Source organism: Pseudomonas sp. B7(2017), assembly GCF_002112745.1.
In the GTDB taxonomy this organism is placed as follows: domain Bacteria; phylum Pseudomonadota; class Gammaproteobacteria; order Pseudomonadales; family Pseudomonadaceae; genus Aquipseudomonas; species Aquipseudomonas ekonensis.
Genome location: NZ_NEIP01000001.1, coordinates 643448 through 663012, shown reverse-complemented (window position 1 = coordinate 663012; position 19565 = coordinate 643448). Strand labels below are relative to the sequence as shown.

The 19565-nt window shown below is 66.0% G+C and carries 19 protein-coding genes; 7 read left to right on the top strand and 12 right to left on the bottom strand.

The window, feature by feature from the left end; translation table 11 throughout:
- Nucleotides 1–45: 45 nt before the first annotated feature.
- From CAG29_RS03105 to CAG29_RS03095, 3 genes are all read left to right on the top strand, one after another.
- Nucleotides 46–1176, top strand: coding sequence for a PepSY domain-containing protein (locus CAG29_RS03105; protein WP_085655821.1), 1131 nt, complete (start codon nt 46–48; stop codon nt 1174–1176).
- Complete coding sequence (locus CAG29_RS03100; RefSeq protein ID WP_085586793.1) at nt 1173–1352, top strand: hypothetical protein; 180 nt, start codon at nt 1173–1175, stop codon at nt 1350–1352. Before CAG29_RS03105 ends, CAG29_RS03100 begins: the two co-directional genes overlap by 4 nt.
- Before the next feature lie 132 nt (nt 1353–1484).
- Nucleotides 1485–2114: a glutathione S-transferase family protein gene (locus CAG29_RS03095; protein ID WP_085629971.1), complete on the top strand. Its 630-nt coding sequence runs from the start codon at nt 1485–1487 to the stop codon at nt 2112–2114.
- A gap of 175 nt (nt 2115–2289) precedes the next feature.
- On the opposite strand, the gene creD is transcribed toward CAG29_RS03095, so the two are convergent.
- The 4 genes from creD to CAG29_RS03070 form a co-directional block, all read right to left on the bottom strand.
- Nucleotides 2290–3657, bottom strand: coding sequence for a cell envelope integrity protein CreD (gene creD / locus CAG29_RS03085; RefSeq protein WP_085693847.1), 1368 nt, complete (start codon nt 3655–3657; stop codon nt 2290–2292).
- A gap of 147 nt (nt 3658–3804) precedes the next feature.
- A complete protein-coding gene (gene creC, locus CAG29_RS03080; RefSeq protein WP_085693846.1) occupies nt 3805–5223 on the bottom strand; it encodes a two-component system sensor histidine kinase CreC in 1419 nt (472 codons plus the stop codon).
- The gene (gene creB / locus CAG29_RS03075) at nt 5223–5903 is read right to left on the bottom strand and encodes a two-component system response regulator CreB (RefSeq protein WP_085586788.1); all 681 of its coding nucleotides are present in this window, start codon (nt 5901–5903) and stop codon (nt 5223–5225) included. Before creB ends, creC begins: the two co-directional genes overlap by 1 nt.
- 74 nt (nt 5904–5977) lie before the next feature.
- The gene (locus CAG29_RS03070; protein WP_085586787.1) at nt 5978–6484 is read right to left on the bottom strand and encodes an ATP-dependent zinc protease; all 507 of its coding nucleotides are present in this window, start codon (nt 6482–6484) and stop codon (nt 5978–5980) included.
- Nucleotides 6485–6745: 261 nt separating this feature from the next.
- Here CAG29_RS03070 and CAG29_RS03065 point away from each other — a divergent pair, with 261 nt between their 5' ends.
- Entirely contained in the window at nt 6746–7633 is an 888-nt protein-coding gene (locus CAG29_RS03065) for an acyltransferase (RefSeq protein ID WP_085655824.1), read from the top strand.
- A 1-nt stretch (nt 7634) separates the two neighbouring features.
- Here the strand turns inward: CAG29_RS03065 and CAG29_RS03060 are convergent, their stop codons facing one another.
- Nucleotides 7635–8189, bottom strand: coding sequence for a DUF2780 domain-containing protein (locus CAG29_RS03060; protein ID WP_085586785.1), 555 nt, complete (start codon nt 8187–8189; stop codon nt 7635–7637).
- Nucleotides 8190–8516: 327 nt separating this feature from the next.
- Here CAG29_RS03060 and CAG29_RS03055 point away from each other — a divergent pair, with 327 nt between their 5' ends.
- Nucleotides 8517–8729 (top strand): cold-shock protein, encoded by a 213-nt coding sequence (locus CAG29_RS03055; RefSeq protein WP_085586784.1) that lies wholly within the window; start codon nt 8517–8519, stop codon nt 8727–8729.
- A 75-nt stretch (nt 8730–8804) separates the two neighbouring features.
- Nucleotides 8805–9065: a hypothetical protein gene (locus CAG29_RS03050; RefSeq protein ID WP_085629982.1), complete on the top strand. Its 261-nt coding sequence runs from the start codon at nt 8805–8807 to the stop codon at nt 9063–9065.
- Between the two features lie 75 nt (nt 9066–9140).
- Here the strand turns inward: CAG29_RS03050 and fdhA are convergent, their stop codons facing one another.
- From fdhA to CAG29_RS03015, 7 genes are all read right to left on the bottom strand, one after another.
- Nucleotides 9141–10340, bottom strand: a complete 1200-nt coding sequence (gene fdhA, locus CAG29_RS03045) for a formaldehyde dehydrogenase, glutathione-independent (protein WP_085693845.1) — start codon at nt 10338–10340, stop codon at nt 9141–9143.
- 215 nt (nt 10341–10555) lie between these two features.
- Nucleotides 10556–11413: a formyltetrahydrofolate deformylase gene (gene purU, locus CAG29_RS03040; protein WP_085586781.1), complete on the bottom strand. Its 858-nt coding sequence runs from the start codon at nt 11411–11413 to the stop codon at nt 10556–10558.
- Between the two features lie 79 nt (nt 11414–11492).
- Nucleotides 11493–12125: a sarcosine oxidase subunit gamma gene (locus CAG29_RS03035; protein ID WP_085586780.1), complete on the bottom strand. Its 633-nt coding sequence runs from the start codon at nt 12123–12125 to the stop codon at nt 11493–11495.
- 127 nt (nt 12126–12252) lie between these two features.
- Complete coding sequence (locus tag CAG29_RS03030) at nt 12253–15270, bottom strand: sarcosine oxidase subunit alpha (protein ID WP_085636904.1); 3018 nt, start codon at nt 15268–15270, stop codon at nt 12253–12255.
- Nucleotides 15267–15596 (bottom strand): sarcosine oxidase subunit delta, encoded by a 330-nt coding sequence (locus CAG29_RS03025; protein ID WP_085586778.1) that lies wholly within the window; start codon nt 15594–15596, stop codon nt 15267–15269. The genes CAG29_RS03030 and CAG29_RS03025 overlap by 4 nt, the downstream gene beginning before the upstream one ends.
- Nucleotides 15597–15610: 14 nt before the next feature.
- A complete protein-coding gene (locus CAG29_RS03020; protein ID WP_085586777.1) occupies nt 15611–16861 on the bottom strand; it encodes a sarcosine oxidase subunit beta in 1251 nt (416 codons plus the stop codon).
- Nucleotides 16862–16881: 20 nt separating this feature from the next.
- Nucleotides 16882–18135, bottom strand: coding sequence for a serine hydroxymethyltransferase (locus CAG29_RS03015; RefSeq protein ID WP_085586776.1), 1254 nt, complete (start codon nt 18133–18135; stop codon nt 16882–16884).
- Nucleotides 18136–18511: 376 nt separating this feature from the next.
- Here CAG29_RS03015 and CAG29_RS03010 point away from each other — a divergent pair, with 376 nt between their 5' ends.
- Nucleotides 18512–19552, top strand: coding sequence for a low specificity L-threonine aldolase (locus CAG29_RS03010; RefSeq protein ID WP_085586775.1), 1041 nt, complete (start codon nt 18512–18514; stop codon nt 19550–19552).
- The last annotated feature ends 13 nt before the right edge of the window (nt 19553–19565 follow it).

Genomic DNA, 19565 nt, shown 5'->3' with positions numbered 1-19565 from the left:
GGCCGTCCCCCCGGGGACGGCTTTGGCGTTTCTGAAGGTCATGAAATGAAAAGCAAAACAATTCGTCGCTGGTCGTTCGTGCACACCTGGACCAGCCTGATCTGCACCGTGTTCCTGCTGCTGTTGGCCCTGACCGGCCTGCCGCTGGTGTTCCACCACGAGATCGAACACCTGCTCGGCGACGCGCCGGAGTTTCGCGAAATGCCCGCCGACACCCCGCGCCTGAACCTGGCGCAACTGGTGGAGGCCGCCGAGCGGCATCGTCCCGACGAAGTCGTGCAGTACTTCGGTTTCGAAGAGGACGAACCCAACGGCGTGCTGGCGATCATGGCGAAGACCGCCGGCACCGAACCCAACTCGTCGCACTCCTTCATGCTCGACGCCCGCACCGGCGAAGCCGTGGAGACGCCGGCGGCCAACGGCGGCCTGATGCTGTTCATCCTGCGCCTGCACGTGGACATGTTCGCCGGCCTGCCGGGCAAGCTGCTGCTGGCGTTCATGGGAGTGCTGTTCGTGGTGGCGATCGTCTCCGGCACGGTGCTGTACCTGCCGTTCATGCGCCGGCTGGAGTTCGCCACCGTGCGCCGGGACAAATCCGCCCGCCTGCGCTGGCTCGACCTGCACAACCTGATCGGCGTCGTCACCCTGACCTGGGCGCTGGTGGTGGGGGTCACCGGCGTCATCAGCGCCTGCGCCGACCTGCTCATCTCCGCCTGGCGCAACGACGCGCTCGCCGCCCTGGTCGAGCCCTACCGCGACGCGCCGCCGCTGACCCTGCGGGCACCGGCCACCCGCCTGCTCGACATCGCCGCCGAAGTCGCGCCGGACATGCAGCCGGACTTCATCGCCTTCCCCGGCACGCGGTTCTCCAGCGAGCACCATTACGCGGTGTTCATGAAGGGCGGCACCCACCTGACCTCGCACCTCCTGACGCCGGTGCTGATCGACGCCAGCACCCTCAAGGTCACGGCCGTGGCCGAGCGGCCGTGGTACATGGACGCCATGGGCATGTCCCAGCCGCTGCACTTCGGCGACTACGGCGGCATGCCGATGAAAATCCTGTGGGCCACCCTCGATGTGCTGACCATCATCGTGCTCGGCAGCGGCGTGTACCTGTGGGTGGTGCGGCGCAAGGCGGCCAAGGCCTTGCCGCAAGCGACGGAGGCGTCAGCATGAAGCCGCGCCGGTCGAATTTCTGGAAAGTCTTCAGCACGCCGCTGGTGATCGCGCTGCTCAGCGCCGCCGGGCTGTTCGCGGCGCTGCTGGGGGACGGGATCTGGGACGCCTTGAGCTGGATCGGCCTGGGCGTGCCGGCGTGGCTGGGGATGAGGGGATTGCTCGCGCGCCGGTGAGCGTGCAGGCCTGTCGGGCCTCATCGCGGGCAAGTCGAAAGGGCCCAACCAGACACCATCTAGCCCTCGCCAGCCGCGCCGGAACTCTCTAGGCTAGACCTCTGCATTTTCGCCGATTGCCGAGGTTTGCCCATGTCCGCCCCCAGCATGACCCTGTTCCACAACACCCTGTCCCCATTCGTGCGCAAGATCATGGTGCTGCTGCACGAGACCGGCCAGCAGAATCGCGTGGCCCTGCACGATTGCGTCCTCAGCCCCGTCAGCCCGGACGCGGCGCTGAACCACGACAACCCCCTGGGCAAGATCCCGGCCCTGCGCCTGGCCGACGGCAACGTCATCCATGACAGCCGGGTGATCCTCGACTACCTCGACCATCAGCACGTCGGCAACCCGCTGATCCCCCGCGACGGCTCGGCCCGCTGGCGGCGCCTGACCCTGGCCTCGATGGCCGACGGGATCATGGACGCCGCCGTCACGGTGCGTTACGAGCAGGCCCTGCGCGCCCCGGAAAAGCACTGGGAAGAATGGCTCGACGCCCAGCGCGACAAGATCCGCCGCACCCTGGCGCTGTTGGAGCGCGACGCCATCGCCGAACTCACCAGCCACTTCGACATCGCCGCGATCAGCCTGGCCTGCGCCTTGGGCTACCTCGACCTGCGCTTCCCGGACATGGACTGGCGCACGGCCAACCCGCAACTGGCCGATTGGTACTTCGAGGTGAGCCAGCGGCCTTCGATGATCGCGACGATGCCCAAGGCCTAGGCCGGCCGTCCGGGCCTCACCGCGAGCCGCCCTTCTCCCACAGGTGTCTGCGGCTCCGTGCGGGAGCGAGCCTGCTCGCGACGGCGCCACCTCGGCTGCTCCGGCAACCACCCAAGTATCAGCGTCACCAAAACCTGCGCCTCGCGCCGGTCCTCGCGCAACCCCAACGACCGGCTCATTGCACCGCCCCCAGGTCGAACTCCAGCGGCTTGGCCGGTTTCTGCCCGATCCCGTACCAGTCCAGCTTGCGGGTCAGCACCATGAACACGCCCAGCAGCCCGAACAACAGCAGCGAGCCCATCAGCAGCGCGTAGTCCTCGGCGCTCAGCAAGCCGTAGAGCAGGCCGTACAGCGCCGCCAGCCCCGCCGAGAAACTCAGGCCGTGGCGCACGCTGCGCAGCACGTGGCACACATAGAAACCGATCAGCAGCACACAGGCGCCGGCCGACAGCAGATACGCCAGGGCGAAGCCGATGTGCTCCGACAACGACAGCAGCAACAGATAGAAGAACGCCAGCGCCACGCCCACCAGCGCATATTGCACCGGGTGCACCGCCAGGCCTTTGAGCACCTCGAACAGGAAGAAGCCGGCGAAGGTCAGGACGATGAACAGCAGCGCATATTTGATCGCCCGGTCGCTCTTGAGGTACTGGTCCACCGGATCGATGAAGCTCACGCCGAAGCGGCGCCCGTTGAACCCTTCGCAATCCCCCGCCACGCAGTGCTGCATGGCCTCCTGCAGGTTGGTGGAGAAGAACGAGGTCTGCCAGTCGGCGGTGAAGCCCTGATCGGTGATCTCCCGTTTGGCCGGCAGGAAGTTGCCGACGAAGCTGGGATGCGGCCAGTTCGCGGCCAGGCTCACACGGCTGGTCTTGCCCACCGGCAGCACCTGCAGCGAGCCGGTGCCTTGCAGGCGCAGGTCGAAGCCGAACGTCAGCTGCGTGGCCTTGCCGGCGTCCAGCGGCGGCAGCGTCACCCGCACGCCTTCGCCGAGCCAGCCCACTTCGGTGCCGGGCACGAAGTCCAGGCGCTGGCCGTCGAGTTCCAGCTTCAGCGCGTTTTCGATGCCGCGGATGTCGCTGATGGCCACGGCCAGGAACGGCGCCTCGAACCGGTAGTCGGCGAAGTCTTCCTTGATGCCCAATTGCGCCGGCAGCGAGAAATGCCCGCTGAGGCGGTTGTCGGCATGGAACAGCCTGGCCTCGTAGATGCCGCGGGCACGCAGTTCGGTCTGCACCTGGCCGTCGAGCTCGAAACGCTCCGGCAGGAAGTACAGCCGCCCGCGGGCTTCGCTGAGCTCTTCATAGCGCTGGTTGGTCTTCTCGTTGGTCTTCCAGATACGGACAGTCTTGCGGTACGGCACCACCATCACCGGCCCGCTCACCTGCTGGCTGTAGCCGGAACTGCGGGCGATGTCTTCCAGCACCCCGTCACGCAACTGCTGGCGCTCGTCGATCACGCCTTCGATCATCAGCAAAGGCACCAGCAACAGCAGGATCAGCAGGGCGATCGCCCCGAGTTTCAATGCAAGGTTCTTGTTCATGGGACTCTCCCTGTTTCGGTGGGCAGAGTCTGGTTGGGCGGTGTGGGGGGAATGTGGGGGATGTGTGGAGTTTGTGTGGAGATTTGGCCTGCCTGATCGCGAGCAGGCTCGCGCCTGCACAAAGACAGCAAAGACAGCGACACGCGCTCAAGGCAGGCGCAGGATCACTTCCACGCCGTTCTCGGCATTGCCGACCGCCATCGAGCCGCCGTGCAGTTTGACCACCTCTTCGACGAAGTTCAGCCCCAACCCCGTGCTTTTGCGCCCGCTGTCCGGGCGGGGCAACGAATAGAACCGCTCGCTCAGGCGCGGCAAGGCGTAATCGGGAATCGGCTCGGCCTCATTGAACAGGCGAACCACCACCTGCCCGCCGTCACGTTCGGCGCTCAAGCGCAGCAAACCGCCGGCCGGCGTGAAGTCCAACGCATTCTCCAGCAGGTTGGCCAGCGCCTGGCGCAACAGGAACGGCTCGCCGGTCAACGCCAAATCCGCCGGGACGGCCTGTTCGACGCGCAATCGCCGGCCCTCGATCCGGGCGACCTGGGCCTGCAATAGTCCGTCCACCAGTTCCGCCAACGGCACCGTCACCTGTTCCTCCAGGGTCTGGCGCTGTTCCACCTGGGCCAGGTTCAGCAGCCGTTCGATCAACTGCTGCATCCGCGCGCTTTCGCTGTCGATGTTGCCGACGAAGCGTTGCCGGTGCTCCGCCGGCATGTCCCCCTGCAACAGCTCCGCCGCCCCGCGGATCGCCGCCAACGGGCTCTTCAGTTCGTGGGTCAGGGTGTGCACATAGCGTTCGACATAGGCCTTGCCTTCGAGCTGGGTGCGCATCTGCTCCACGGCCGTGGCCAGTTGCGCCAGCTCGCCGCCGCGATAGTGCGGCACTTGCGCCCGGCGGCCCTCGCTCACGGCCTGGGCGTAGCCGGTCAAACGGTGCAGGGCCCGACTCAGCCACCACGACAGCAACGCGCCGAACAGCAGGCCGAGGCCGATCAGCGCGGCGCCGTAGCCCAGCAACCGGCGCTCGGTGCGGTCCACGTACGGTTGCAGGGAGCTGTTGGGCTTGGCCACCGTCACCACGCCGATGATTTGCCCGCTGTCGCGGATCGGCGCGCCGACGTGCATCACCGACGAGGCCGGGTCGTCCGGGTCGCTGCGGCTGGAGCGGGCGCCGTACTCGCCGCGCAGGGTCAGGTAGACGTCGTTCCAGCGCGAATAGTCCTGGCCCACTGCGGCGCCGCTGGAGTCCAGCACCACGATGCCGTTGGCGTCGGTGACGTAGATGCGGTGGTTGACCTGGTTCTTCGGCAGGTCCCAGATCGTCGCCTTCGGCTGGCGCTCGCCATAGGCGCGCAGCAGCTGCGGCCAGCGGTTCTGGTTGAGGGTGCCGGCCTTGAAGTCGTCGCGCAGGATCTCCGCCATCAGGTTGGCGGTGTCCACCAGGGTCTCTTCGGTGGACTGGCGCACGCCGGGGCGGATCTCTTCCATGACGGTGTTGAGCACGAAATAGCCGGTCAGGCCGATGAACAGCACGTACACCAGAAAGATCCGCAGCCCCAGCGGCATCAGCTGTGCCCCGGACTGTAGCTGTAGCCGAGGCCGCGATGGGTCTGGATCGGCTCGGCGTCGGCGCGCACCAGGCGCAGCTTGGCGCGCACGCTCTTGATGTGGCTGTCGATGCTGCGCTCGTAGCCGGCATCGGCGGCCACGCCCAGGGCATCGAGCAATTGTTCGCGGCTGAACACCCGCTCCGGCTGTTCGAGCAGGCATTGCAGCAGGCGGAACTCATGGCGGGTCAGGCTCAGGGCCTGGCCTCGGTAGCAGATCTGCACGCGCTCGGCATCGATCCGGAACAGGGCCGAGGCGGCCTCGACGGCCGGGCGCGGGGCCATGCGCTTGAGGATCGCCCGTACCCGCGCCGCGACTTCCCGGGGGCTGAACGGCTTGACCACATAGTCGTCGGCGCCGATCTCCAGGCCCACCACCCGGTCGATCTCGGCGTCCCGGGCGCTGAGGAACAGCACCGGCACTTCCGAGAACCTGCGCAGTTGCCGGCAGGTCTCGAAACCGCTGATGTCCGGCAGGCCGATGTCGAGGATGATCAGGTCGGCCGGGGTCTGGCGCTGATGGGCGAGCGCGGCGGCGCCGAGGCTCAGCCACGTGGTGGTGAACCCCTCGCCTTGCAGGGCAAAGATCAGCGTGTCGGCAATCGCCGCTTCGTCTTCGACAATCAGAATGTGAGGCATGGCGTCCGAGCCTGTGGGTTGGTGCGCGAACGGTGCCCCAAGCCTCGCCTTACGTCAATGAGACCACTTCGGCATCAGCAATCGGGCTTGTCGGCGGTGAAGCGCCGCGCCGGGTTCACCGCCGCGCCGAACTCACGCAAGGCCTTGGCCCCGATCAGCAACGGATAGTTGAAGCTGCTGCGGTCGGTCAGGTTGACCTCCACGGTGCGTTTGACGTTGCCCAGACACAGCTCCAGGTCGACCACCGGACGCTTGGCGACCTCGACGCTGTCGCCCTCTTCGCCTTCCTCCTCGGAGCGGTTCTTGATCTTGCTGATCCGCGCCACCTTGTGCTCGTAGACCTTGTTGTCGGCGCCTTTGGTGGCGAGGCGAAAGCGCACCCACTCGTCGCCGTCGCGGGTGAAGGTCTCGATGTCCTTGGCCGACAGCGACGCGGTCAGTGCGCCGGTATCCATCTTCGCCTTGAGCACTTGGCCGCCGATTTCCGGCAGCGCGATGTATTCGTAGCGACCGTACAGGGTCGGTTCGGCGGCCATGACCGGCAAGGCCACCAGGGAAAGCAATGCAAGGAGGGATTTCACGTTGAGGGCTTCCTTGGGAAATGGGGGCGTCAGACGCCGAACTCTAGACCGCTGAAAATCACAATAGTTGATCACGCGCCGGCCTCTGCGGCGAGGGCGCCTGCTGGCGCCGGGACGGTTGCGCAGCCGGCGGAGGCAGGCGCCCTCGCCACCAGGGATCAACCCTACCCGCGCACAGGTGAAACATTTGTCACCGACGATTTGGCCTGTCGCCCGAAGCCACTTATCATGGCGCGCCCATCCGCTTTCATAGAGTCGCTTATGCGCCGCCTGCTCACCGGCTGTCTCGTCACCCTGCTGCTGTTGCTCAACACCCTGGCGCTGTTCGGCCCGCTGATGGTGTTCGCCCTGCTCAAGCTGATCCTGCCGGGACGCCTGCGCGACGTCGCTTCGGGGGCGGTGATGTGGATCGCCGAGACCTGGGCGGAGATCGACAAGCTGATCTTCCGCCTGTGCATCCCCACGCAGTGGGACATCCGCGGCGGCGACGACCTGCGCGGCGACACCTCGTACCTGGTGGTCAGCAACCACCAGTCCTGGGTCGACATCCCGGCGCTGATCCAGACCCTCAACCGGCGCACGCCGTTCTTCAAGTTCTTCCTCAAGAAAGAGCTGATCTGGGTGCCGTTCCTGGGCCTGGCCTGGTGGGCGCTGGACTACCCCTTCATGAAGCGCTACACCAAGGCGTTCCTGGCCAAGCACCCGGAACTGGCCGGCAAGGACCTGGAGATCACCAAGGCCGCGTGCGAACTGTTCAAGCGCCAGCCGGTGACCGTGGTCAACTACCTGGAAGGCACCCGCTTCACCGCGGTCAAAAGCGCCCAGCAGCAATCGCCGTTCAGCCACCTGCTCAAGCCCAAGGCCGGCGGCGTGGCGTTCGTGCTGGCGGCGATGGGCGAACAGCTGGACGCGATCCTCGACGTGACCGTGGTCTACCCGCAAGAGAAGATCCCGGGGTTCTGGGATCTGATCAGCGGCAACGTGCCCCGCGTGATCATCGACATCCAGACCCGCGAGCTGGATCCGACCCTGTGGCAGGGCGACTACGAGAACGACCCGGCCTTTCGCGAAAAGGTCCAGGGCTGGGTCAACCAGCTCTGGACCTTGAAGGATCGGCGCATCGCCGAACTGAAGAACGAACGCCGCTGACTCAACTGCCGGCGCCGGTGCCCCAGATACTGCCCAGGCTCTGCAGCAGCGGGCCGCCGACGCCCTGCTGACCGAGGAACTGCAGCAGCACCGGGGCAAACTGGCCGACCATGCCGCTGTCCATGCCCAAGGCACCGAAGGCGTTGTTCAGGTCGTTGGTGTCCTTGACGTTGCCCAGGGCGTTGTCCAGCCCGGCGGACTTGCCCGAAGAACCCAACAGCCCGCTCAGCATGGCCAGGTTGCCCGCCCCGCCCGACAGCTGGTCGATGCCCGGCACGCTCTTGGCCAGCTCCGAGTAGTCGGTGTTGCTGAGCTGGTTCTTCGCCAGCCCCAGCATGGCGCTGGTGCCGCCCACCGCCTGTTGCGGGGTGACGTTCAACGCGCCCAGGGCGTTGAGCAGGCCGGCGGTCTGCGAGGTCGGCGCAGCATCCGCGGCCTTGTCGCCGCCCTGCATGCCCGCCACCGCGCCCGCCACGTCGTTCAGGCTGAAACCGGCGAACACGGGGCCGGCCAGCGCCATCAGCGAGGCCAGGGCAATACCGCGCGAAATCTTCATTCAGACATCCTCTTGTGGCATCAAAGCCGCCCGACAGGCAGCGAAACTGCCGGTTTGACCGGGCATCCGCCGGCATGTTCCGGGGCGGTGCGGCCATATTCCGCGTGCCGGTGTCCATACATCGTGAAAAGGACCTCAGGGCGCCGCTGCCGGTCAGCGATAACACCGTCGGCGACTATCAAGAAATGCACTAAAGGACTGTCATATCTGACAGTTACCCGATGGCGGATCCTCACCTACATTGAATCTGCGGTCTCGGAAAGGGTACGCCCGCCTGACGAAGGCGGCCGACCCGTTATTCAGTCAAGCGAGCGGGAAGTGCAGAGCATGGCAATCAGACAGGACGGTACAGTCAAATGGTTCAACGATGAAAAGGGTTACGGGTTCATCACCCCGGAATCCGGCCCGGATCTCTTCGTGCATTTCAGAGCCATTGAGGGCAGCGGCTTCAAAAGCCTCAAAGAAGGTCAGAAAGTAACGTTTGAGGCCGTACAAGGACAAAAAGGCATGCAAGCGGACAAGGTTCAAGTCAAAGACTGAGGCACCCTTGAACCGGCGCACCACTCCGCGTCTGTCCCACCGCAGGCGCGGGTAACCCATACGGGAGAGGCGGCGATGGAGAGACGTTGGCGCGACTGCGCTGAACCGAACAAGGCCGAGATGACGGACGCGCCAGAGGAGTGGGCGATGCAGGCCAATCTGTCCTCCCCTTCCATCATCTTTTGCATCGACCCGTCGGATCCGTTGATGAAGCGGATCAAGGCCGGGCAAACCGTCACGTACGAACTGGTGCGCGGAGACAACGGTCAGTGGTATGCCATCGATATCCGGCTGGAGTCTGACGCGACAGAGGAAGACAACTTTGACACCGCCTGACGCCTGCTCCCATTTTCCGTCGACAAACAAAAAACGGCGCCCCTCAGGCGCCGTTTTCCTTTTGCCGCTCTGGCCTCAGGCCGCGCTGAACAGCTTGTGCGGATCGATCACAAACTTCTTCGGCACGCCGGCGTCGAACTCGCCGTAGCCTTCCGGCGCCTGGTCGAGGCTGATGACCTGCACGCCCACCACTTCGGCGATGTTGATGCGGTCCCACATGATCGCCTGCATCAACTGGCGGTTGTACTTCATCACCGGAGTCTGCCCGGTGTGGAAGCTGTGGGATTTGGCCCAGCCCAGGCCGAAGCGGATGCTCAGGCTGCCCATCTTCGCCGCCGCGTCCACCGCGCCCGGATCCTCGGTCACGTACAGGCCCGGGATGCCGATCTTGCCGGCCACGCGCACCACGCCCATCAACGAGTTGAGCACCGTGGCCGGGGCTTCCTGTTTCACCCCGTCATGGCCATGACCACGGGCTTCGAAGCCCACGCAGTCCACGGCGCAATCGACTTCCGGCTCGCCCAGCAGCGCAGCGACCTGCTCATGCAGCGGCGCGTCCTTGGACAGGTCGACGATCTCGAAGCCCTGGGCCTTGGCGTGGGCCAGGCGGATCGGGTTGACGTCGCCGACGATCACCACCGCCGCGCCCAGCAGGCGCGCCGAGGCGGCCGAAGCCAGGCCGACGGGGCCGGCGCCGGCGATGTACACGGTGCTGCCCGGCCCTACGCCGGCGGTCACGGCACCGTGGTAGCCGGTCGGCAGGATGTCGGACAGGCAGGTCAGGTCGCGGATCTTCTCCATGGCCTTGTCGCGGTCCGGCAGCTTCAGCAGGTTGAAGTCGGCGTACGGCACCAGCACGTACTCGGCCTGGCCGCCGGTCCAGTCGCCCATGTCGACGTAGCCGTAGGCACCGCCGGCGCGGGCCGGGTTGACGGTCAGGCAGACGCCGGTGTGCTGCTCCTTGCAGGAACGGCAGCGCCCGCAGGCCACGTTGAACGGAACGGACACCAGGTCGCCGATCTTCAGGCTCTCGACGTCGCTGCCCTTCTCGATCACCTCGCCGGTGATCTCATGGCCCAGCACCAGCCCGACCTGGGCGGTGGTGCGACCGCGCACCATGTGCTGGTCGGAGCCGCAGATGTTGGTGGAAACCACACGCAGGATGACACCGTGCTCGATTTTCCTGCCGCGCGGATCCTGCATTTTCGGATAGTCGATCTTCTGCACTTCGACCTTGCCAGCGCCGAGATACACCACACCACGATTGCCAGACATGCTTTCACCTCGCTGTTGTTTTTATGGAACCGCGCCGCCCAGGCAGGCCGCGCGTTGAGTGCTCGGGTACAGATGCTGAATCTTGTGTCGCCTGTTATGGCCTCATCGCTGGCAAGCCAGCCCCCACAGGATCCCTGATGGGTTCAAGATCTGTGTACGACACAAATCCCTGTGGGAGCTGGCTTGTCGGACCGCCGCAACGCAGCGAAACCAATCTAAAGAACGACCGTGCGGTTGGCGTTGAGGAACACCCTCCGCTCGATGTGATAGCCCACGGCCCGCGCCAGGGTCAGGCCCTCGATGTCGCGCCCCTTGGCGATCAGGTCTTCGGGGTAATGGCTGTGGTCCACGGCCTCGACGCCCTGGGCGATGATCGGCCCCTCGTCCAGGTCGTTGTTGATGTAGTGCGCCGTGGCACCGACCAGCTTCACGCCCTTGTTGTAGGCCTGGTGGTACGGTTTGGCGCCCTTGAAGCCCGGCAGCAGCGAGTGGTGGATGTTGATCGCCTTGCCGTCGAGCTTGCGGCACAGTTCCGGCGACAGCACCTGCATGTAGCGGGCGAGGATCACCAGTTCGGCGCCGGCCTCCTCGATCACCTGCCACACCTGGCGCTCCTGGGCCGGTTTGTCGTTGGGGTCGAGGGGGAAATGGTAGTAGGGAATCTGGTGCCAGTCGGCCAGCGGCTTGAGGTCCGGGTGGTTGGACACCACCGCCGCCACGTCCATCGACAACTGGCCGATGCGCTGGCGGTAGAGCAGGTCGTTGAGGCAGTGGTCGGCCTTGGAGACCATGATCACCACTTTTGGCCGGTAGTTCGGCGCCGTCAGCTCGAAGACCATGCCGAAGGCCTGGCCGCGCTCGGCGAGGCCGGCGCGGAACGACTGCTCGTCGAAGCCGTCGGGCTGGCGGAACTCCACGCGGATGAAGAACCGGCCCGAGAGCCGGTCATCGAACGAATGGTGCTCGGTGACGTAGCAGCCCTGCTCGTAGAGAAAACGCGTGACCGCGTCCACCGTGCCGAGGACGCTGGGGCAGTCGGCGGTCAGAATCCATGTATCCGGGGCGCGGCTCATAAGGGATCGCTCCTGAAACTTTGATAATCGTTGTTCCCCTGCGAAAGCGGGCAAGCCCGCTCCCGCAGGGGGATGACGATCAGGCCTGGACGCTCAGGCCGTATTCGGCGGCGGCATCCTGCAGCCACAGCCACCAGTAGTCCGAGAAGCTGCGGCGGATCAAAAGCTCCCAGGTGTCTTCGGCGGTGTGGCGGATCATCAGCTGCGACTTGGCGAACACCGTGCCGACCGCCTTGCCCACCGGGAAGTTGTTCGGGTGCACGTCGTAGCTGGTGGACTTCATCAGCACCTGACGCACGTTCGGCCCGCTCAGTTCGAGCAGTTGCTGGCCGCCGCTGACGTTGACGATGGCGATGTGCAGGTCGCCCAGCGCCTCGCGCAGCTTCTGCTCGGCGGCGAACTCTTCGCCGCTCGGCACGATCAGCAGCCACTCGTCCGGGCCCATCCACTGCAGGCTGGTCTCGCCCTTGACGATGACGCTCAGGGCACCCGGCAGTTCGATGCCCAAGGCCTTGTGCACGCCGGCGGCGAAGGCCGCGTCATGGCCGTCGCCGCGCAGGGTCAGGTGGCCCAGGAGTTTCTTTTCGCGCACGGTCACGCCGGCGTTCTTGCGGCCCTTGCCCACCAGTCCGGCGAGGTCGGCATGATGCAGCGACGACTCGGCCTTGGCCCCGGTGGTCGGGCGTTGTTGGTACACGTTGGCTGCGGTCATAAAGCACCCTTTCTGAATTCTGTGTTCCTGTGGGAGCTGGCTTGCCAGCGATAGCGGTGTGTCGGTCTGACGCTATCGCGGCGATGCCGCGGGCCGACAAGCCCACTCCCACAGGGACTGTGGTGTCTCAAATGTTCTGGCGATCGCCTTTCGGATCGAAGAACACCGAAGAAACGATCTCCGCCTCGATCACGCGGCCGTCGGCCAATGGCGCGAACACCCGCTCGCCCAGGCGCTTGAGGCCGCCCTTGACCACGCCCATGGCAAACGAATAGCCCAGGGAGTTGTGCGCGTAGCTGGAGGTCACGTGGCCGACCATGGTCATCGGGATCGCCTGCTTGGTGTTGAACACCAGTTGCGCGCCCTCCGGCAGCCATTGGTTCGGGTCGATCGGCTTGAGGCCCACCAGTTGCTTGCGCTGGTCGCGCACGCAGTCCTCACGGTTCATGCCGCGCTGGCCGATCCACGAGAACGGCTTGGTGCGGCCGACGCACCAGCCCATGTTCAGGTCGTCCGGGGTCATCGAGCCGTCGGTGTCCTGGCCGACGATGATGAAGCCCTTCTCGGCCCGCAGCACGTGCATGGTCTCGGTGCCGTACGGGGTCAGGTTGTACTTCTTGCCGGCCTCGACGATCTTTTCCAGCACGCCCATGGCGTAGTCGGCCTGCACGTTGACTTCGTACGACAGCTCGCCGGTGAACGAGATCCGGAACACCCGGGCCGGCACGCCGCCGACCAGGCCTTCCTTCCAGGTCATGAACGGGAAGCCGTCGCGGTCCAGGTCGATGTCGGTGACTTCGCTCAGCAGCTTGCGGCTGTTGGGGCCCGACAGGGTCATGGTCGCCCAGTGGTCGGTGACGGAGGTGAAGTACACCTTCATGTCCGGCCACTCGGTCTGGTGGTACAGCTCCAGCCACTGCAGCACGCGGGCCGCGCCGCCGGTGGTGGTGGTCATGACGAAATGGTTGTCGGCCAGACACGCCGTCACACCGTCGTCGAAGACCATGCCGTCTTCCTTGCACATCAGGCCGTAGCGGGCCTTGCCCACGTCGAGCTTGGTCCAGGCGTTGGTGTACACGCGGTTGAGGAACTCACGGGCGTCCGGGCCCTGGATGTCGATCTTGCCCAGGGTCGAGGCGTCCAGCAGGCCGACGCTGTCGCGCACGGCCTTGCACTCGCGCTTGACCGCCGCGTGCAGGTCTTCGCCGTTCTTCGGGAAGTACCAAGGGCGTTTCCACTGGCCGACGTCCTCGAACTCGGCGCCGTTCTTCAGGTGCCAGGCGTGCAGCGCAGTGAAGCGCACCGGCTCGAAGAGGTGCCCGCAGTGCCGGCCGGCCACGGCGCCGAAGGTGATCGGCGTGTAGTTCGGACGGAACATCGTGGTGCCCATCTGCGGGATGGTGATGTTCATCGAACGGGCGGCGATGGCCAGGCCGTTGATGTTGCCCAGCTTGCCCTGGTCGGTGCCGAAGCCCAGCGCGGTGTAGCGCTTGACGTGCTCGACCGACTCGAAGCCCTCGCGGGTCGCCAGTTCGATGGCGGCGGCGGTGACGTCGTTCTGCAGGTCGACGAACTGCTTCGGCGCACGGGCGGTGCCTTTCTCGTGGGGCACCTGGAACAGCGCCAGGGTCGCTTCCTCCAGACGGCTCAGGGCCTTGGGCAAGGTGCCTTCGACCACCGTGAAACCGGCCTCGCTGGCGGCGCGGGCGCCGCCTTCGAAACCGTCGGCCAGCGAATCGCCGAGGCCGTAGACACCGTTGATGCCGCCGACGCAAACGCGTTTCTGCGGCGCTTCGCCCGGCACGAAGCCGAGGATGTCATCACGCCAGACCGGCTTGCCGCCCAGGTGCGACGCCAGGTGAACCACTGGGCTGTAGCCGCCGGAGCTGGCGATCACGTCGCAGTCCAGCCATTCGCCGGGACTGGTCACGGCATGGGCTTTCACATCGATGGCGGCCACGCGGGCGGCCGTCACGCGCTTGCTGCCCCGGGCCTCGATCACGGCGCTGCCGGTGAGGATGCGGATGCCTTTGGCGCGTGCCTCTTCCACCAGCGCACCGCGCGGGTTGCTGCGGGCGTCGGCGATCGCCACCACTTGCAGGCTGGCGTCGAGCCAGTCCAGCGCCACGCGGTAGGCGTGGTCGTTGTTGGTGCTCAGGACCAGCTTCTTGCCCGGCGCCACGCCGTAACGGCGCACGTAGGTCGAGACCGCGCCGGCCAGCATGTTGCCCGGCACGTCGTTGTTGCCGTAGACCAGCGGACGCTCATGGGCGCCGGTGGCCAGCACCACGCGCTTGGCGCGCACCCGGTGGATGCGCTGGCGCACCTGGCCGATCGGCGCACGGTCACCGAGATGATCGGTGAGGCGTTCGTGAATGGTCAGGAAGTTGTGGTCGTGGTAGCCGTTGACCGTGGCGCGCGGCAACAGCAGCACGTCCGGGGTGTTCTTCAGCTCGGCGATGACGCCGGCGACCCACTCCACGGCAGGCTTGCCGTCGAGGCTTTCGCGGGAGTCGAGCAGGCTGCCGCCGAACTCTTCCTGCTCGTCGGCCAGGATCACCCGGGCGCCGCTGCGCGCAGCGGCCAGCGCGGCGGCCAGGCCTGCGGGGCCGGCGCCGACGACCAGCACGTCGCAGTGCTGGTTCATGTAGTCGTAGCTGTCCGGATCGTTCTCGGTCGGCGAGCGGCCGAGGCCGGCGGCCTTGCGGATGTACTTCTCGTAGGTCATCCAGAACGACTGCGGATACATGAACGTCTTGTAGTAGAAGCCCGGCGGCATCAGCTTGCCGCCGACCTTGCCGAGGATCCCCATCATGTCGTTGTTCACGCTCGGCCAACCGTTGGTGCTGGTGGCGACCAGGCCCTGGTACAGCGCCTGTTGGGTGGCGCGCACGTTGGGGATCTGGGTGGCTTCGGTGGCGCCGATCTGCAGCACCGCGTTCGGCTCTTCGGCACCGGCGGCGAAGATGCCGCGCGGCCGGGAATACTTGAAGCTGCGGCCGATGATGTCGACGCCGTTGGCGATCAGCGCCGACGCCAGGGAGTCGCCCTCGAAACCCTTGTAGCTCTGGCCGTTGAAGGTGAAGCTCAGCACTTTGTTGCGGTCGATCCGTCCACCGTTGGACAGGCGATTGATCTGGCTCATACCTTCTCTCCCAGAGCCTGCGCGGCCGCTTTCGGACTGTCGGCCTTGTCGGTGAATTGCGGCTTGGCGCCGATCTTGTAGGTTTCGAGGATCTCGTAGGTCACGGTGTCGCGGGTGACGTTGAAGTACTGGCGGCAACCGGCGACGTGATCCCACAGCTCATGGTGCAGGCCGCGTGGGTTGTCGCGGAAGAACATGTAGTCGCCCCACTGCTCGTCGGTGCAGGCGTTCGGATCCAGCGGACGCGGGATGTGCGCCTGGCCGGAAGCGTGGAATTCCTCTTCGGAGCGCAGTTCGCCGCAGTGAGGACAGAAGATGTGCAACATGGGGATTTCTCCTGTTAGTGGGCGACAGCCGCAGCGCCGTGTTCGTCGATCAACGCACCGTTGTGGAAACGGTCGATGGAGAAAGGTGCGGCCAGCGGGTGCATCTCACCCTTGGCCAGACTCGCGGCAAACACGTTGCCCGAGCCAGGTGTTGCCTTGAAGCCACCGGTGCCCCAACCGCAGTTGAAGAACATGTTCGGCACCGGGGTTTTCGAAATGATCGGGCAGGCGTCCGGGGTGGTGTCGACGATGCCGCCCCACTGGCGGTTCATGCGCACGCGGGACAGCACCGGGAACATCTCGACGATGGCCTGGATGGTGTGCTCGATCACCGGGTACGAGCCGCGCTGGCCGTAGCCGTTGTAGCCGTCGATGCCGGCGCCGATCACAAGGTCGCCCTTGTCGGACTGGCTGATGTAGCCGTGCACGGCGTTGGACATGATCACGCTGTCGATGATCGGCTTGATCGGCTCGGACACCAGCGCTTGCAGCGGGTGGGATTCGAGCGGCAGGCGGAAGCCGGCGAGCTTGGCCATGTGGCCGGAGTTGCCGGCGGTGACCACGCCGACGCGCTTGGCGCCGATGAAGCCTTTGTTGGTCTCCACACCGATGCACACGCCGTTTTCCTTGCGGAAACCGATCACTTCGGTCTGCTGGATCAGGTCCACGCCCAGGGCGTCGGCCGCACGGGCGAAGCCCCAGGCCACGGCATCGTGGCGGGCCACGCCGCCGCGGCGCTGGACGGTGGCGCCCATCACCGGATAGCGGGTGTTCTTGGAGCAGTCCAGGTACGGGATCTCGTCCGCCACCTGTTTGGCGTCGAGCAGTTCGCCGTCGATGCCGTTGAGGCGGTTGGCGCTGACCCGGCGCTCGGAGTCGCGGATGTCCTGCAGGGTGTGGCACAGGTTGTAGACGCCGCGCTGGGAGAACATCACGTTGTAGTTCAGGTCCTGGGACAGGCCTTCCCACAGTTTCATCGCGTGCTCGTACAGGTGCGCCGACTCGTCCCACAGGTAGTTGGAACGCACGATGGTGGTGTTGCGGGCGGTGTTGCCGCCGCCCAGCCAGCCCTTCTCGACCACGGCCACGTTGGTGATGCCGTGCTCCTTGGCCAGGTAGTAGGCGGTCGCCAGGCCGTGCCCGCCGCCGCCGACGATGACCACGTCGTAGACCTTTTTCGGGGTCGGCGTGCGCCACATGCGCTGCCAGTTCTCATGGTGGCTGAGGGAGTGCTTGAAGAGGCCGAAGCCCGAATAGCGTTGCATAGTCATTACTCCAGAACCGCTCAGCGATAAACCGGGAAGTCAGCGCACAGGGCCGAGACCTGCTGGGCGACGTTGGCCTCGACGTCGGCGTCGCCGAGGTTGTCGAGGATGTCGCAGATCCAGCCGGCCAGCGTCACGCACTGGGTCACCTTGAAGCCGCGGGTGGTCACCGCCGGGGTGCCGATGCGCAGGCCCGAAGTGACGAACGGCGACTGCGGGTCGTTCGGCACGGCGTTCTTGTTCACGGTGATGTGGGCACGGCCCAGCGCCGCATCCGCGTCCTTGCCGGTGAGGCCCTGACGGATCAGGCTGACCAGGAACAGATGGTTGTCGGTGCCGCCGGACACTACATCGTAGCCACGTTTGACGAATACGCCCGCCATCGCCTGGGCGTTCTCGATCACCTGCTGCTGGTACGCCTTGAAGCCGGGCTCCAGCGCTTCCTTGAAGCACACGGCCTTGGCGGCGATGACGTGCATCAGCGGGCCGCCCTGGGCGCCGGGGAACACGGCGGCGTTGAGCTTCTTCTCGATCTCTTCGTTGGCCTTGGCCAGGATCAGGCCGCCGCGCGGGCCGCGCAGGGTCTTGTGGGTGGTGGTGGTGACCACGTCGGCGAACGGGATCGGGTTCGGGTACAGGCCCGCCGCCACCAGACCGGCCACGTGGGCCATGTCGACGAACAGCAGCGCACCGACCTTGTCGGCGATCTGGCGGAAACGCGGGAAGTCGAGGGTCTTGGAGTACGCCGAGAAGCCGGCGACGATCATCTTCGGCTTGTGCTCGACGGCCAGGCGCTCGACTTCGTCGTAGTCGATCAGGCCGGTGGCGGTGTCGATGCCGTACTGCACGGCGTTGTACAGCTTGCCCGAGGACGACACCTTGGCGCCGTGGGTCAGGTGGCCGCCGTGGGCCAGGCTCATGCCCAGGATCGTGTCGCCGGCCTGCAGCAGGGCCAGGTACACGGCGCTGTTGGCCGAGGAGCCGGAGTGCGGCTGGACGTTGGCGTAGTCGGCGCCGAACAGTTGCTTGGCGCGCTCGATGGCCAGGGCCTCGACCTTGTCCACGTGCTCGCAGCCGCCGTAGTAGCGCTTGCCCGGATAGCCTTCGGCGTACTTGTTGGTCAGGCCGCTGCCCTGGGCCTCCATGACGCGCTTGCTGGTGTAGTTCTCGGACGCGATCAGCTCGATGTGATCTTCCTGACGTTGCTCCTCGGCATTCATCGCCGCCAGCAGTGCATCGTCGTAACCCTGGATCCGGTCTTGCTTGCTGAACATCGCGTCTCTCCCAGCGGCGTCTGTGCGCCATTCGTCTCGGTCAGGCACCGGCGTTTCGGCGGTGCCCTTTGGATGCGATGGTATGACCGGTTCGGACACGTCAAATGCCTACGGACGCCACGCAAAGGCGCGTTTACGACATGGCGCGAAACCGGCGGGCCAGACGCAAGGCCCGACGCCTGGCGATGCCCGCCGCACCGCCGACCTGTGGCAGCCGGCCTGCTGGCTCCCACATGGATCGGTGGTGCAGGCCGGACGGCATCGCTGTACAGTTCCGCAAGCGACATCCCGTGCGCGCCCCGGACGATCTTCGGTACAGTGCGCACCCTCATTGACCAACGGGTCACCACAAGTGCCCCGATCACGGAAGCCGGCCATGACCGACAAGAGCCAACAATTCGCCAGCGACAACTATTCCGGCATCTGCCCCGAGGCCTGGGCCGCCATGGAACAGGCCAACCAGGGCCACCAGCGCGCCTACGGCGACGATGAATGGACCGCCCGCGCCTCGGACCATTTCCGCAGGCTGTTCGAGACCGACTGCGAGGTGTTCTTCGCCTTCAACGGCACCGCCGCCAACTCCCTGGCCCTGGCCTCGATGTGCCAGAGCTACCACAGCGTGATCTGCTCGGAGACCGCCCACGTCGAGACCGACGAGTGCGGCGCGCCGGAGTTCTTCTCCAACGGCTCCAAGCTGCTGATCGCCGGCACCGAGAACGGCAAGCTGACCCCGGCCTCGATCCGCGAGATCGCCCTCAAGCGCCAGGACATCCACTACCCCAAGCCCCGCGTCGTGACCCTGACCCAGGCCACCGAGGTCGGCAGCGTCTACACCCCGGACGAAGTGCGCGCCATCAGCGCCACCTGCAAGGAACTGGGCCTGAACCTGCACATGGACGGCGCCCGCTTCTCCAACGCCTGCGCGTTCCTGGGCTGCTCGCCGGCGGACCTGACCTGGAAGGCCGGCGTCGACGTGCTGTGCTTCGGCGGCACGAAGAACGGCATGGCGGTCGGCGAGGCGATCCTGTTCTTCAACCACGAACTGGCCGAAGACTTCGACTACCGCTGCAAGCAGGCCGGCCAGCTGGCCTCGAAGATGCGCTTCCTGTCGGCGCCGTGGGTCGGCATCCTGGAGAACGACGCCTGGCTCAAGTACGCCCGCCACGCCAACCGCTGCGCGCAGTTGCTGGCGGAGCTGGTCAGCGACATCCCGGGCGTCGAGCTGATGTTCCCGGTGCAGGCCAACGGCGTGTTCCTGCAACTGTCGGAGCCGGCCCTCGCCGCGCTGACCGCCCGGGGCTGGCGCTTCTACACCTTCATCGGCAAGGGCGGCGCACGGTTCATGTGCTCGTGGGACACCGAAGAAGAGCGGGTGCGCGAGCTGGCGCGGGACATCCGCGAGGTGATGACCGCGTAACACGCCCCTGTGG

Excerpts from the sequence above, each read along its gene's own strand:
- CAG29_RS03030 (WP_085636904.1), bottom strand. The coding sequence starts at position 15,270 with ATGAGCCAGATCAATCGCCTGTCCAACGGTGGACGGATCGACCGCAAC.
- CAG29_RS03015 (WP_085586776.1), bottom strand. The coding sequence starts at position 18,135 with ATGTTCAGCAAGCAAGACCGGATCCAGGGTTACGACGATGCACTGCTG.
- creC (WP_085693846.1), bottom strand. The coding sequence starts at position 5,223 with ATGCCGCTGGGGCTGCGGATCTTTCTGGTGTACGTGCTGTTCATCGGC.
- CAG29_RS03055 (WP_085586784.1), top strand. The coding sequence starts at position 8,517 with ATGGCAATCAGACAGGACGGTACAGTCAAATGGTTCAACGATGAAAAG.
- CAG29_RS03100 (WP_085586793.1), top strand. The coding sequence starts at position 1,173 with ATGAAGCCGCGCCGGTCGAATTTCTGGAAAGTCTTCAGCACGCCGCTG.
- purU (WP_085586781.1), bottom strand. The coding sequence starts at position 11,413 with ATGAGCCGCGCCCCGGATACATGGATTCTGACCGCCGACTGCCCCAGC.
- CAG29_RS03010 (WP_085586775.1), top strand. The coding sequence starts at position 18,512 with ATGACCGACAAGAGCCAACAATTCGCCAGCGACAACTATTCCGGCATC.
- creD (WP_085693847.1), bottom strand. The coding sequence starts at position 3,657 with ATGAACAAGAACCTTGCATTGAAACTCGGGGCGATCGCCCTGCTGATC.
- creB (WP_085586788.1), bottom strand. The coding sequence starts at position 5,903 with ATGCCTCACATTCTGATTGTCGAAGACGAAGCGGCGATTGCCGACACG.
- CAG29_RS03060 (WP_085586785.1), bottom strand. The coding sequence starts at position 8,189 with ATGAAGATTTCGCGCGGTATTGCCCTGGCCTCGCTGATGGCGCTGGCC.
- CAG29_RS03065 (WP_085655824.1), top strand. The coding sequence starts at position 6,746 with ATGCGCCGCCTGCTCACCGGCTGTCTCGTCACCCTGCTGCTGTTGCTC.
- CAG29_RS03095 (WP_085629971.1), top strand. The coding sequence starts at position 1,485 with ATGTCCGCCCCCAGCATGACCCTGTTCCACAACACCCTGTCCCCATTC.
- CAG29_RS03020 (WP_085586777.1), bottom strand. The coding sequence starts at position 16,861 with ATGCAACGCTATTCGGGCTTCGGCCTCTTCAAGCACTCCCTCAGCCAC.
- CAG29_RS03050 (WP_085629982.1), top strand. The coding sequence starts at position 8,805 with ATGGAGAGACGTTGGCGCGACTGCGCTGAACCGAACAAGGCCGAGATG.
- CAG29_RS03035 (WP_085586780.1), bottom strand. The coding sequence starts at position 12,125 with ATGACCGCAGCCAACGTGTACCAACAACGCCCGACCACCGGGGCCAAG.
- CAG29_RS03025 (WP_085586778.1), bottom strand. The coding sequence starts at position 15,596 with ATGTTGCACATCTTCTGTCCTCACTGCGGCGAACTGCGCTCCGAAGAG.
- fdhA (WP_085693845.1), bottom strand. The coding sequence starts at position 10,340 with ATGTCTGGCAATCGTGGTGTGGTGTATCTCGGCGCTGGCAAGGTCGAA.
- CAG29_RS03105 (WP_085655821.1), top strand. The coding sequence starts at position 46 with ATGAAAAGCAAAACAATTCGTCGCTGGTCGTTCGTGCACACCTGGACC.